The sequence below is a fragment of the Enterobacter quasiroggenkampii genome (assembly GCF_043972695.1).
Lineage (GTDB): Bacteria > Pseudomonadota > Gammaproteobacteria > Enterobacterales > Enterobacteriaceae > Enterobacter > Enterobacter quasiroggenkampii.
This window is the reverse complement of the sequence record NZ_CP143745.1, coordinates 2,960,594-2,972,897: the sequence shown is the minus strand read 5'-3', so window position 1 is coordinate 2,972,897 and position 12,304 is coordinate 2,960,594. Positions and strand designations below refer to the sequence as shown.

Genomic DNA, 12,304 nt, shown 5'->3' with positions numbered 1-12,304 from the left:
TTCCTGACGTTGCATGTTTTATCTTGAACATGCATGATATTGCTGTTTATGATCATTACTCTACGTAAGGAGGAACAATCGTGCAATCAAAACGTGCAGATGTGCGCATCATCGACAGTGAAACCCTTTCTGACAACTGGTACATCCTTAAAAAATATACCTTTGACCTCCAGCGACGTGATGGCGAATGGCAACGGCAGCATCGGGAAGTCTATGACCGTGGCAACGGCGCGACGATTCTTCTCTATAACCGTGAGAAAAAGACGGTGATCCTGACGCGCCAGTTCCGCTTCCCTGTCTTTATCAACGGCCACCAGGACGATTTAATTGAAGCTGCCGCGGGATTGCTGGACAACATGGATCCCGAAAGCCGCATAAAAGCAGAAGCGGAAGAAGAGACCGGCTTTCACGTTTCTCGCGTGCAGAAAATCTTTGAAGCCTATATGAGCCCAGGCTCCGTCACGGAAAAACTCTATTTTTATCTTGCCGAGTACCAGCCAGATGACAGAACCGGCGCAGGCGGTGGGATCAAGGCCGAGGGTGAAGATATCGACGTGCTGGAAATGACGCTTGAAGAGGCATTACGCAGCATTGAAACGGGCAAGATTGTCGACGGTAAGACCATCATGCTGCTTTATCATGTTGCCCTGAAAGGTATTCTGTAACCTACTGGTTTACATCCTGATTTGAAGGCGCATGAAATCGGTACGCTTGTGCGCTACCCGGATGAAAAGCGGAAAACCTCCTAAATTTTGCAGCCTACTATATTTAGTGAACGATTTCGAAATTCGATAAAATCATCAACTATTCCCTGAGTCACCTGCATTTATCATTCAAAAATGCCAAACGTTCACGAGGCTGCCTGCTGAGGTAGCCTGTCTTATCGGTTGTCTGGATTAAAATGCGACTCGCTACAGATAACGAAGCATATTATACTTGGTCCTCCACTCGAACAGGAGGCAGCAACTCACGTGAAGGATACATATTACAACGACATAACGATCAACACGCAAATTCAGAGTGAGCTGGACGCGTTTTTTGAGGATTTCAAAGGGATCGTCTTCGCCTACGCTATTATGAACAAGAAAGATCCTTCACAGATGAGGATACTCAATAATAGCCCCGAGTGGTTTAATATCTACCTTGAAAGAAAATATCAGTTCATTGACCCTGTTATTATTCGGGCTTTGCGCTGTGTTGACGATTTTTTCTGGGAAAGTGATGTCGTCCTGTCGGATGGTTACAACCTGACACGCATTTTCGACGAAAGTGTCCAGTATGATATTTACCAGGGACAGACGTTTCCTCTTCATGACTATCTGAATAATCTTGTGGTCTTATCCGTCATCAGTCCTAAGCATTCTGGCATTGACATAGAGAAATATCGACCGCAATTTCTACGCTTCCTTGTTCAGTTACATCAGAAGACACTCAACCTTTATAGTCAGCATCAGCAGAAGAAGAATGTTTTCTTATCGCCACGCGAGCGCCAAATCCTTAAATGGGTCAGCGCCGGGAAAACGTACGCAGAAATTGCGGTTATTTTGTCTATTGCTGAGCGCACCGTTAAATTTCACATGGGCAATATAATGAAAAAACTCGGTGTAAATAATGCCAGACACGCAATAAAACTTGGAACGGAACTCCGGTTACTGGAGGACTGAGCCTCAGCCACTGGTTATAAATGGCGTAAATGCTCGAGCATTTCGCGAAGCCAGTGACTGGATTTATCTTTGCTAATAATGTCTTCAATAATGCTGGGGCTGGCAGGCATATAAATATAATAAATAACCTCCCCTTTTTCAGAGACACCGCGCTGAATTACTTCTACTTTCCAGTTCGCATGGCGAAATATGGCATACATCCCACGACTGGCTACTGCGTACATCCCGTGATATTTTTTCTTTAGGCAATAAATATTCATTGCAAGAAACAATGCTTTACTGGCGGGCACGCCCTGCAGACTTGCAGAGTCTCGTGTTTCTTTATCTAAAAATAAACGACTCACTTCACAGCAGGGAACATCTGCTGGAAAAACAATGGGATTATCGAAATAGTTGTGAAAGATTTCGCTTATCATTGTCGGCTGCGTTGCGTTAATAAATCGCGCGCCGCATAACAGCTGTCCATCATACATCCCCAGCAAGTATGTCGTGTTATGGGAATCAAACTGATCCTTTTCCATACCTTCGATGCATTCCACTTTCCAGTCGAGTCGGTCCCGAAAAGTTTTTCTTCTGAGTCGGTAGAGTTCGTGTGCTAATGCTGGTGGTAAATCATCGTAGTCGTGTAAAAAAAATTCAATGACAGAATTCATGCTCTTGTTCCTGATAATAACACCTGAAACTATTATCACCTGTCTTTAAGGACAGCTTTCATTGTGCCGCATATTCCCTATACTTAAAAAGTACCTGACCACGAAGTTCTCGCAAAACTAAGCGGTCAGGAGGTCAAAGACCTACGAAACACCAGGGATATACCCATCGATGATTATCTAATATTTAAAGTTTCGGGTACAGAGCATAAGAAGCACTTTGCCGATAAAATATTAAAAAACAATAATCACAAAATAATTACAATAAAAACATTGCCCCTTAATCTTTTAAGGGGTAATATTTCCGTTTGCTTATTTTTTCTACCTTCCCTTCGTTTTACTGACTCTGCTGATTTCATCTGCCCAAAACCCTCGTCGGTACCGCTTTACAGACATCTGCCTGTGCTATTCTTGCTGAATCATGTAAGACGGAGAATTGATGATGGCCGACTGGAACCCTTCTCTTTACCTGCAATTTGGCGCAGAAAGAACGCGTCCAGCCGCCGAATTGCTCGCCAGAATTCCTCTGGATGAGGCTACGACTATCGCCGATCTGGGCTGCGGTCCAGGCAACAGCACGGCGCTGTTGAAGCATCGCTGGCCTTCTGCATACATCACCGGGGTCGATAACTCCCCTGCTATGCTTGAGGAAGCACGCGCCGCCTTACCTGACTGCCACTTTGTTGAGGCCGATATCCGGCAGTACAAGCCTGGTCAGCCGCTGAGCCTGATTTATGCCAACGCGTCGCTGCAATGGGTTCCGGACCATTACGATCTCCTGCCGCATCTTGTCTCCCTGCTTAAGTTAAATGGCGTGCTGGCGATCCAGATGCCCGACAACTGGCTGGAACCTACTCATGTGGCGATGCGTGAAGTGGCGCTGGAGCAAGACTACCCAGACCGGGGCCGCGAACCTCTGCCGGGCGTACATGCTTATTACGATATTCTGTCGGAGGCTGGCTGTGACGTGGATATCTGGCGGACAACCTATTATCACAAAATGAGCTCTCATCAGGCCATTATTGACTGGGTAAGCGCCACCGGCCTGCGGCCCTGGCTCCAGGAACTGAATGAGAGCGAACAGAAACGTTTCCTGAAACGCTACCATGAACTGCTGGAAGAGCAGTATCCGCTTCAGGAAAACGGGCAGATACTGCTGGCTTTTCCTCGGTTGTTTATCGTGGCTCAACGCCAGCCCTGATCCGATTACAGGCGGGCTTCTTTGAGCAACTGCTGGATAACCTTTTCCTGCTGCGCATAATCCCCCTCGCCAAAGGCGGTATAGCGCAGCTGCCCTTTGGCATCAAAGTAGTAATGCGCTGGCCAGTACTGGTTGCCGAACGCATTCCAGATTTGATAGTTGTTATCCGTCACGACCCGATACGGCAGTTGCCACTTTTTCACAGCATTTTTAACCGACGAAAGCGGTTTTTCCCAGGGGTATTCCGGGGTGTGAACCCCAATCACCACCAGACCCTGCGATTGATACTTTGTAGCCCACTCCCGCACATGTGGGAGCGTATGCTGGCAATTAATGCAGTCCCAGGTCCAGAAATCAATCAGAACAACCTTCCCTCGCAAGGATTCAGACGTGACAGGGTCACCGTTAATCCATCCTGTTCCACCACTTAGCTGGGGAAGCTGGCTGCTGGGCTCAGCGATTGCCACCGGCTGGAGCTTCACCGTCGCGGTTGTGGGTTTTGCCAGGTTTAAGAGCGCGGTCTCAAGACGGTCTGCGACGCCGTTAGCGCCTTTCAGCAACGAGGTCATCCCCGTCGCATTCAGGACGACTGCCGCTAACATCGCCACCCCCGCCCCCTGACGCAGCTTCGCCATGAGTGCCGATTTTGCTTTCAGCGGGGTCATTAGCGTGCGGCCTCCAGTGACGAGTAATCCCAGCATCAGCGCGCATCCGCTGCCATAGGCAGCCAGCAGTGCGCCGGTAGTAATGGCGGAATGCCCCGCAATGTTAATGCTGAAGATCGCTCCCAGGATGGGGCCCGCGCAGGGAGACCAGAGCAGTCCTACCGCAAGCCCGGCCAGAAAAGCCGATGCCATTCCGCGCGTTTGCCCGCTTCGGGTGTTGAGGACATTTCCCGCGCTGACGGCCGGACCGGCAATACGCTGGGCGAAAGACGGGAAAATTAAGGCCAGCGCGGCGGTGGCCACAATGACGAGCGCGATCCAGCGCCCGACAATGGTCGCCTCTGTTATCCACTCGCTGGCGACGGTGACGACCATCGCCACCAGGGTGAACATCACGACCAGCCCTGCGAGCAGGGCCAAAATATGTCGTCGTTGCCCCTGAAAACCGGCAAACAGGAGTGGAATAACCGGGAGCGTACATGGGCTGAGCAGGCTTATCATCCCACCCAGAAAAGCGATTAACAGAAACATAATGACCTCACATTACACGTCCTGCGACACTGCAGTGAGGCTATTTCATCGTCCTGATGTGTTCAGGATATGTGTAAACGCGCGGTTTTTGTCTGGCTCTGTATCACTCAGGCCGGGAGATACAAAGCCGTACAATTTTACGAACGACGCGGTAGCGTAATGGCGACATCCAGTCCGCCTCCGGCGCGGTTCGCCAGCCTGAGTTTTCCTTCCAGCTGTGCGGTCAGCTGCGCGGCAATCGCCAGGCCGAGTCCTGTCCCGCCGGTATCGCGATTACGCGAGGTTTCAACCCGATAAAACGGCTGCAGAACCGCCTCCAGTTCGGCTTCGGGTATTCCCGGCCCGTCGTCCACAATGTGAATCACCACCTCTTCGGCAGACGAAATATCAATGGCAATAACGGCACCGCCGCCGAACTTAAGCGCATTATCCAGCAGGTTAGTCATCACTCTACGAAGCGCCTGTGGACGCGTGACGATCGGCAAACGAACATTGTTTGCCTGAAACTGCACGTTTTTACCAATGTCCTGATAATCGCTGGCGATGCTGTTGACCCAGGCATTCAGCTCCAGCTTCAGCGACGTTTCTTCCAGTGATTCTGATGACCGGGCATACGCAATACCCTCCCGCACCAGACGAGACATGTTATCAAGATCATTGAGGAGCTTGTCGCGTAGTTCCGGCTCCCCGGCCATTTCGACGCGCAGCTTCATGCGAGTAATGGGCGTCTGGAGATCGTGGGAAATCGAGGCCAGGATCTGCGCGCGTTCCCGGAGATAAGACTGAATGCGCGCCTGCATGGCGTTGAAGGCATGCGCTGCCCGCTGCACCTCAAGCGGCCCCTTTTCCGTCATTGGCGTGCTGGCCGCCGGATCCAGCGCATCCACCGCGCGGGTAAAGTGTGAAAAAGGCCGTACCACCTGCCGCACGGCGACCCAGGCGCAGACGGCCACAACCAGCAGCTGCAAAACGAGAACGATCGGGAGCCAGCTGGCGACGGGCGGCATGCGCGGGATCAGGTCAATGGTCAGCGGCGCGCCATCGCGTAACGTAAGATGGGCCTGAATATGTGAAATGGCGCCGGGAACCGCGGTAAAGCTAAGCGGGTAATGCGCGGCAAGCGTCGCTTTTAAGGTTCGGATAGCATCTTGCGAACGCTTATCCGTCGGCGCTGCGCCGGGTTCTCCTGTGCCCAGAATATAACGATAGTTACCTCGTTCAAGTCGAGGCAGCCAGGCGGCGCGTTCGCTGGCCGGTAAGCGGTCTAAAATGGCGACGCTGGTTGCGACATCGTTTTCCAGATTACCGAGCATCACCGTGCGCGCGCTGTGCATGCGTTCAGTCATGACCAGCGTCAGGCTCATGGCGTTAGCCAGAAGCAAACCGGACAGTACGACGATCAGCAAACGGGCCAACAGAGAGCGTGGCCAGAGTGTCATTCGTTAACCTCTTTGATGGTCACCGGCATCGTAAAGACGTAGCCTTCGCTGCGCACGGTTTTGATATAGGCGGGCGTGCGGGCATCTTCATTGAGACGCTGGCGAACCCGGCTTACCAGCAGATCGACAGAACGTTCAAACAGTTCGGCGTCACGTCCCTGCGTCAAATTGAGCAATTGGTCACGGGTCAGCACGCGTTGCGGATGGTCCAGGAAAACGCGCAGCAGACGATACTCCGCCCCACTGAGTGCCACAATCACCCCTTCCGGGTCGATTAAGTGGCGAGCAACGGTATCGAGCTGCCATTCACCGAACATCACCAGCCGCCCTGCTTCTGTCACCTGTAGATTGGGCGGCATTGTGCGAAAACGCCGTAAAATCGCTTTAATGCGTGCCAGAAGCTCACGGGCGATAAACGGCTTCACCACGTAGTCATCCGCCCCCATCTCCAGACCCAGGATCCTGTCCGTCTCCTCATTGCGCGCCGTCAGCATCAGGATGGGCAGATCTTTATGTTTGCCGCTGCGTAGCTGCCGGCATAGCGTGAGACCGTCATCGCCGGGCATCATGACGTCCAGCACCACCAGGTCGATATGTTGTTTATCCAGTACGCTACGCATCTCTTTGCCGTTGGCCGCGCCCGTCGCGCGATAGCCAGACTTACCGAGATAATCGACAATCAGTTCACGAATATCCCTGTCGTCATCGACGACAAGGATGTGGTCAATATGTTCCACCGAACTCTCCAGACCGAAGGGTAACGTACTGAAAATAGCACATTTCACAGCTTATCCGCGTCGATAACTGCCTTGACGAAATCCTGTGGATCTTCCTGAGGCGGGTTATGCCCCACGGTTGCGCCGAAGGTGCGGTGCTCATATTTGCCGGTAAATTTAGCTGCATAGGCCTGCGGTGCCGGATGCGGCGCGCCGTTGTTGCCGCCTTCGATGGTGATCGTTGGGACGGTGATATTCGGCAGCGTGGCCAGTTTTTGCTCGTAGCGGTCGTATTTGCGCTCGCCTTTTTCCAGTCCTAAACGCCAGCGATAATTACTGAGCGTCACCGCGACGTGGTCCGGATTATCGAGGGATTTGGCGCTGGCGTTAAAGACCGCATCGCTAAATTTCCAGTCAGGCGAGGCCTGCGACCAGATTAAGCGCGCAAAGTCATGCGTGTTTTTGGCATAGCCTTCAGCACCGCGTGCGGTGGCGAAATAGAACTGATACCACCACTGCTGCTCTGCTTTTGGCGGCAGCGGCTGTTTGCCAATCTGCTGGCTGCTGATGAGATACCCGCTCACCGACACCAGTGATTTTACGCGTTCAGGCCACAGCGCCGCGACGATATCCGCCGTCCGGGCGCCCCAGTCATATCCTGCAAATACCGCCTGCCTGATATTCAGGGCATCCATCAGATTAACGATATCTTTCGCCATCGCCGAGGGCTGGCCGTTGCGCGGTGTGTTTGCTGACAGGAAACGCGTGGTACCGTAGCCGCGCAGAGACGGCACAATGACCCGGTACCCTTTTGCCGCCAGTGCGGGTGCAACCTCGGCATAGCTGTGAATATCGTAGGGCCAGCCATGCAGTAAAATAACCGGCTGACCGTCTTTCGGGCCAATGTCGACATAACCGACATTCAGATCGCCGGCGTTAATTTGCTGAGGATGATCAAAGGCTGCGGTGACGTTTGTGCCAGTGACTTCGGCCTGACAGGACATCACGGTGCCAAGCGAAACGGTCAGTGCGAGGGTTGAGTAAGCAAGTTTGCTGAACATGTTGGTATCTCCGGTTGAGTACAATTCACGGGGATATCACAACACCTCAATGTATAGCGGATATGTGCGAAAGCGGGTTTATTGCAAGCCTGTGTATGTATCCGGGACGCTGATACAGTGTGATACAAACACAGGCGCTGAAGTTTTAGAGGGAGAGACGATAGCGGACGTAATCGTCAGCTTCACCATATTTGTCATAGAGTTTACGCGCCGGGTTGTTTTCCCGGGTGACCCAGTACAGTTTCGACCACCCTTCGCGCTTGCCTTCCTCAATCAGCGCGTCAATGAGCGCCTTACCGGCTCCCGCCCCGCGTTCGGCAGCATCAACAAACAGATCTTCCAGGTAGCAGATGGGCGCGGTTGACCAGGTGCCTTCATGCAGAACACACATTGCGAAACCGATGACCTTTTCGTCCTTCTCCACGACCCGGCAGAACATCGATGAATGCGCTGAGAGCGCCCTTTCCCACGTCGCTGCGGTGACGGATTCCTCGAGGAAGCAATCATAAAAATGGGTGTAACCATCCCACAGCGGTCGCCATTGGGAATAATCCTCTGCGCGTAAAGGTCTTACCGTAACTGCCATGTTTTCCTCACATTACAGGTCAATTGCCATTTCAAAACAGCGTAAATCAGCCCCCGCCATACGCGAATGATGATTATGTTCTCTCAGCGTAACAAACCCAAGCTTCTGATAAAACGACTGGGCGTTAGGCGTCGCATCGAGCGTCAGGCGGGTTATCCCCCGGCTGCGGGCCTCATGTTTGAGTGCCTCAATAATCCGGGTCGCCATGCCTTTACCGAAGGCTGCAGGCAAGGTGAAAATCGCCTCCAGGCAATGGGTATCCAGATCGAGATAGCCGCTTGCCGCAACATCGCCCTTTTCATCTTCAACCACGTAAAAAGGGTATTCAATGACCATCTGCCGATAGCGTTCGGGCATCAGATCAGGCGTCCAGCGCGCAATGACCTCTGCGTCGTAACTGGTTTTACAGCCGTGACGAATCGCCTGGTTGCGAATATTCCAGAGTGTTTCGGCTTCCTGTGGGTGGGCTCGTCTCAATGCCATAGTGACCTCTGCAAATGATAGTAGGATGGAAAAGTGAGCTTGCTGAGATAGAGTGCTATTGAGATGAAAATACCAGAACGCAAACAAAAGCATAACGCCTAAATAGGGAGATCCGCGCATGACGATACCGACGCTCACGACAGAACGTTTACTGCTGAAACCGCTGGTTGCGGAAGATGCCGTCCAGATACAAACGCTGTATCCGCGCTGGGAGATCGTCCGCTATATGGTCTCTTCCGTGCCCTGGCCCTATCCGGATAACGGCGCGGAAAACTATGTCAACAACGTGGCGCTGCCGGATATGGCGAAAGGGATTGCCTGGTTCTGGAGCATCCGGCGACGTGAGGTGCCGGATGAATTGATGGGCATTATTTGCCTGTACGACGTCGAGGATAACAACCGCGGGTTCTGGCTCGCACCGGAGTTCCAGGGTCAGGGATATATGCGCGAAGCCAGCATTGCCGCGACGGATTACTGGTTCAACACGCTAAACAAATCCGTTTTGCGGGCACCGAAGGCCGCTGCTAACAGCCGCTCCCGTCGTATTTCAGACAGTAGCGGCATGCGGCTTATCAGGACGGAGAAGAAAGCCTACGTCAGCGGGATGCTGGACTCCGAGCTGTGGGAGATCACCCGCGACGAGTGGAATGCCCGTCAGGTCAGCTGATAGTGCTTATCCGGCACCAGCCTTTCCGGAATATTCTCCTCGTCGTTCATCTGCAGCAGATCGCGTTCCATCATGTTGCAGATGGCGTCCAGCGGCAGGTCGTTATCTTCTGTGCCAAACGGGTCTTCCAGCTCTTCCGCCAGGGTGTCCAGCGAGATAAAGGTGTATGAAATCAGCGCCGAGACAAAGGGCGTCATGTAGTGCAGATCCACAACCAGCGCAAACGGCAGCATGATGCAGAACAGATAGACCGTACGGTGCAAAATCAGCGTGTAGGCAAACGGTACTGGCGTGGTCGCAATGCGCTCGCAGCCGGACAGGACGATGGACATATCGTTCAGACGGTTATTCAGGCTGTGAAACAGGATGTCTGAGAGTTGCCCGTTACGTCGCCGCACGGCCAGCCACTCCCCCATGATCAGTAAAATACGGTTCGCGGGCGCGCTGGCGTTCATCACCTGACGTAAATCATCCGGAGAAAGATAGCGAGAGAGTTGCTCTGCGTTCAGCTCCCGGCGCAGGGTCATCCGCAGGCAGTTGGCAAAAGCAATCTGCAGTCGCACGAATTCGCCAAGGTGCTTATCGTCAGGCAAGGTGTTTTTTACCTCGCGAAACAGCGAGCGTGCCGCTATCATCAACTGCCCCCAGAGCAGACGAGCCTCAACGTAGCGTGAATAACAGGCGTTGTTTCGGAAACCCAAAAAGATAGCGATCGCCACGCCGAGAATGCTGAATGGCGCCACGGTAAATTTGATGCCCAGCGAGGTATACCACGGCAACATCAGGATAACGGCAATAGAAAGCAGGAAATTGAGCAGCAATCGGGTATAGATCTTAGGCAGTACCGAACCGTGCCAGACAAAAATCAGTTGTAGCCAGTGCTGTTTAGGACGAACGATCATAGTGAGTTTCAGGAAAGAAAAGAGCGAGGCTATTAAACGAGATCCCCGTCACCGTTGCAAGCTTGTTAACGGGACATTGCATTTTCTCCCCTGATTAGCGAAATCCGCACAGTGTTGCATGTGTTTTTTTTAAAAAAAAGCCAATAGTATGTTGTAACTAAATAGATCGTATTCAAACCCGGCCGAAGCCGGGTGAACGCATTAGCAAAGCGGTTTAACCGAAGCGCGCATGCCCTTCAGCAGAATGGCATCCAGGTCCAGCGTGACCTGGTCGACAAGACCGCTTACCTGCGTCAAGTCCTGCTCCCAGTGTTCGCGTGCGCTGAGCACCGACTGCACCAGCTCACGGGTGCTCAACTGCCGATCGCGGTGCTGCGCCCAGAGCTGCTGATAGCGTTCCAGCCAGCACGCATCATCCTGCACCGGATAGCTCTCCCCGTCACGCTCCGCGCGGTAGAACGCGATCAACGCGGCTAAGGCAAACGTCAGACGTGCCGGTAATTGCCCCGTTGCCTTCTGCCCTGCCAGCAGCTGCGGCAGGATGCGGGTACGGTATTTGGTCATACCGTTAAGCGCAATGGAAAGCAGCTGGTGTCTGATGTAAGGGTTACGAAAACGCCCAGTCACCGCACTGGCGAAAGATTCCAGCTCGTTACGCGGCAAATCGAGGACCGGAATGATCTCCTGATAAATTGCTTTTTCGACGAACGCGCAGATCTCCGCATCATTCATCGCCTCGCCTACCGTATCCAGCCCGGCCTGGAAGGCGACCGGCACCAGCGCCGTATGCGCCCCGTTCAGAATGGCAACCTTGCGTTCTTTGTAGGGCCTGATGTCGTCGACAATCCGTACATTTAGCGGGTACTTATCCAGACGAAGTTCGCGGGCAAGGGATGCAGGTCCCTGAATAACAAACAGATAGAAGTGTTCGGCCGTGTCCAGGAATCCATCGTGATAACCCAGCTCAGCTTCAAGCGCAGCCGCTTCGTCACGTGGATACCCCGTCACGATACGGTCAACCAGCGTCGAGCAGAAACTGTTGGCGTCGTTGAGCCACTGAATAAAGGCGGCGGGCAGCGCCCACTCCTGCGCATAGCGCAAGACGAGTTCACGCAGTGCGTCACCGTTGTAGTCAATCAACTCGCAGGGAATGATGATCCAGCCCTTGTCAGCCGCACCGTTGAAGTGGCTAAAGCGCTCAAACAGCAGACGCGTCAGCTTCGCCGGATAGCTCACCGCAGGGGCATCGTCGAACCGATCACCCGCGTGGTAGCTGATACCCGCTTCGGTGGTATTCGAGAAAACAAAGCGCATATCCGGATTGTGTGCCAGCTTCAGGAACGCATCATACTGTCCGTAGACGTCGATTTCCCGGTTAACGGAGCGGATAAGCCGGCTTGCGCTCACCGTCTCACCCTTCTCATTCAGACCGCGAATGAGCGTGGTATAGAGACCGTCCTGCGTATTCAGTGGCGGCGGGAAGTCGCTCTGAATCGGACGGACGATAACCACGCCGGCGTTAAGATCGGTATGTTCGTTTAACAGGTCAATTTGCCAGTCGACAAACGCGCGCAGGAAATTGCCTTCACCAAACTGAATGATGCGTTCGGGATACAGAGCACCGGGAAAGTCGCGACGGTTGAGCGTGTTCACAAGAGGTTCCTTTTATGATTAGTCATACAGCCTGATAAGATTGGTACGATAACTTATCAAAACTTAACGACCAGAAACCCTGTTTT

Annotated in this window: 13 protein-coding genes; 4 read left to right on the top strand and 9 right to left on the bottom strand. The window is 52.9% G+C overall.

What is annotated here, in order from left to right:
• The first annotated feature begins 80 nt into the window (after positions 1 to 80).
• Together V1572_RS14325 and V1572_RS14320 are read left to right on the top strand one after the other, a co-directional pair.
• Positions 81 to 665 (top strand): NUDIX domain-containing protein, encoded by a 585-nt coding sequence (locus V1572_RS14325; protein WP_045910554.1) that lies wholly within the window; start codon positions 81 to 83, stop codon positions 663 to 665.
• A 306-nt stretch (positions 666 to 971) separates the two neighbouring features.
• A complete protein-coding gene (locus V1572_RS14320; protein WP_048030459.1) occupies positions 972 to 1,664 on the top strand; it encodes a helix-turn-helix transcriptional regulator in 693 nt (230 codons plus the stop codon).
• A 14-nt stretch (positions 1,665 to 1,678) separates the two neighbouring features.
• On the opposite strand, the gene V1572_RS14315 is transcribed toward V1572_RS14320, so the two are convergent.
• Positions 1,679 to 2,317: an acyl-homoserine-lactone synthase gene (locus tag V1572_RS14315; RefSeq protein ID WP_048223222.1), complete on the bottom strand. Its 639-nt coding sequence runs from the start codon at positions 2,315 to 2,317 to the stop codon at positions 1,679 to 1,681.
• Between the two features lie 439 nt (positions 2,318 to 2,756).
• Here V1572_RS14315 and tam point away from each other — a divergent pair, with 439 nt between their 5' ends.
• Positions 2,757 to 3,515 carry a trans-aconitate 2-methyltransferase gene (gene tam / locus V1572_RS14310; RefSeq protein WP_395299991.1) on the top strand — a complete coding sequence of 253 codons (759 nt, stop codon included), beginning with the start codon at positions 2,757 to 2,759 and terminating at the stop codon, positions 3,513 to 3,515.
• A 5-nt stretch (positions 3,516 to 3,520) separates the two neighbouring features.
• Here the strand turns inward: tam and V1572_RS14305 are convergent, their stop codons facing one another.
• The 6 genes from V1572_RS14305 to V1572_RS14280 form a co-directional block, all read right to left on the bottom strand.
• The gene (locus V1572_RS14305; protein ID WP_395299281.1) at positions 3,521 to 4,711 is read right to left on the bottom strand and encodes a cytochrome c biogenesis protein/redoxin; all 1,191 of its coding nucleotides are present in this window, start codon (positions 4,709 to 4,711) and stop codon (positions 3,521 to 3,523) included.
• 137 nt (positions 4,712 to 4,848) lie between these two features.
• A complete protein-coding gene (locus V1572_RS14300) occupies positions 4,849 to 6,150 on the bottom strand; it encodes an ATP-binding protein (RefSeq protein WP_395299280.1) in 1,302 nt (433 codons plus the stop codon).
• A complete protein-coding gene (locus tag V1572_RS14295) occupies positions 6,147 to 6,887 on the bottom strand; it encodes a response regulator (RefSeq protein WP_045910549.1) in 741 nt (246 codons plus the stop codon). The genes V1572_RS14300 and V1572_RS14295 overlap by 4 nt, the downstream gene beginning before the upstream one ends.
• Positions 6,888 to 6,931: 44 nt before the next feature.
• Complete coding sequence (locus V1572_RS14290; RefSeq protein WP_045910548.1) at positions 6,932 to 7,927, bottom strand: alpha/beta fold hydrolase; 996 nt, start codon at positions 7,925 to 7,927, stop codon at positions 6,932 to 6,934.
• Between the two features lie 145 nt (positions 7,928 to 8,072).
• Positions 8,073 to 8,513, bottom strand: coding sequence for a GNAT family N-acetyltransferase (locus V1572_RS14285; protein ID WP_045910547.1), 441 nt, complete (start codon positions 8,511 to 8,513; stop codon positions 8,073 to 8,075).
• 12 nt (positions 8,514 to 8,525) lie between these two features.
• Positions 8,526 to 8,996 carry a GNAT family N-acetyltransferase gene (locus V1572_RS14280; protein ID WP_395299279.1) on the bottom strand — a complete coding sequence of 157 codons (471 nt, stop codon included), beginning with the start codon at positions 8,994 to 8,996 and terminating at the stop codon, positions 8,526 to 8,528.
• Positions 8,997 to 9,114: 118 nt separating this feature from the next.
• Between V1572_RS14280 and V1572_RS14275 the strand changes: the two genes are divergently transcribed.
• Positions 9,115 to 9,663, top strand: coding sequence for a GNAT family N-acetyltransferase (locus V1572_RS14275; RefSeq protein ID WP_045910544.1), 549 nt, complete (start codon positions 9,115 to 9,117; stop codon positions 9,661 to 9,663).
• Here the strand turns inward: V1572_RS14275 and V1572_RS14270 are convergent.
• Together V1572_RS14270 and V1572_RS14265 are read right to left on the bottom strand one after the other, a co-directional pair.
• Positions 9,651 to 10,565, bottom strand: a complete 915-nt coding sequence (locus V1572_RS14270; RefSeq protein WP_048223212.1) for a bestrophin family protein — start codon at positions 10,563 to 10,565, stop codon at positions 9,651 to 9,653. The genes V1572_RS14275 and V1572_RS14270 overlap by 13 nt on opposite strands.
• Before the next feature lie 201 nt (positions 10,566 to 10,766).
• Positions 10,767 to 12,218, bottom strand: coding sequence for a tagaturonate reductase (locus V1572_RS14265; protein WP_395299278.1), 1,452 nt, complete (start codon positions 12,216 to 12,218; stop codon positions 10,767 to 10,769).
• Positions 12,219 to 12,304 lie beyond the last annotated feature (86 nt).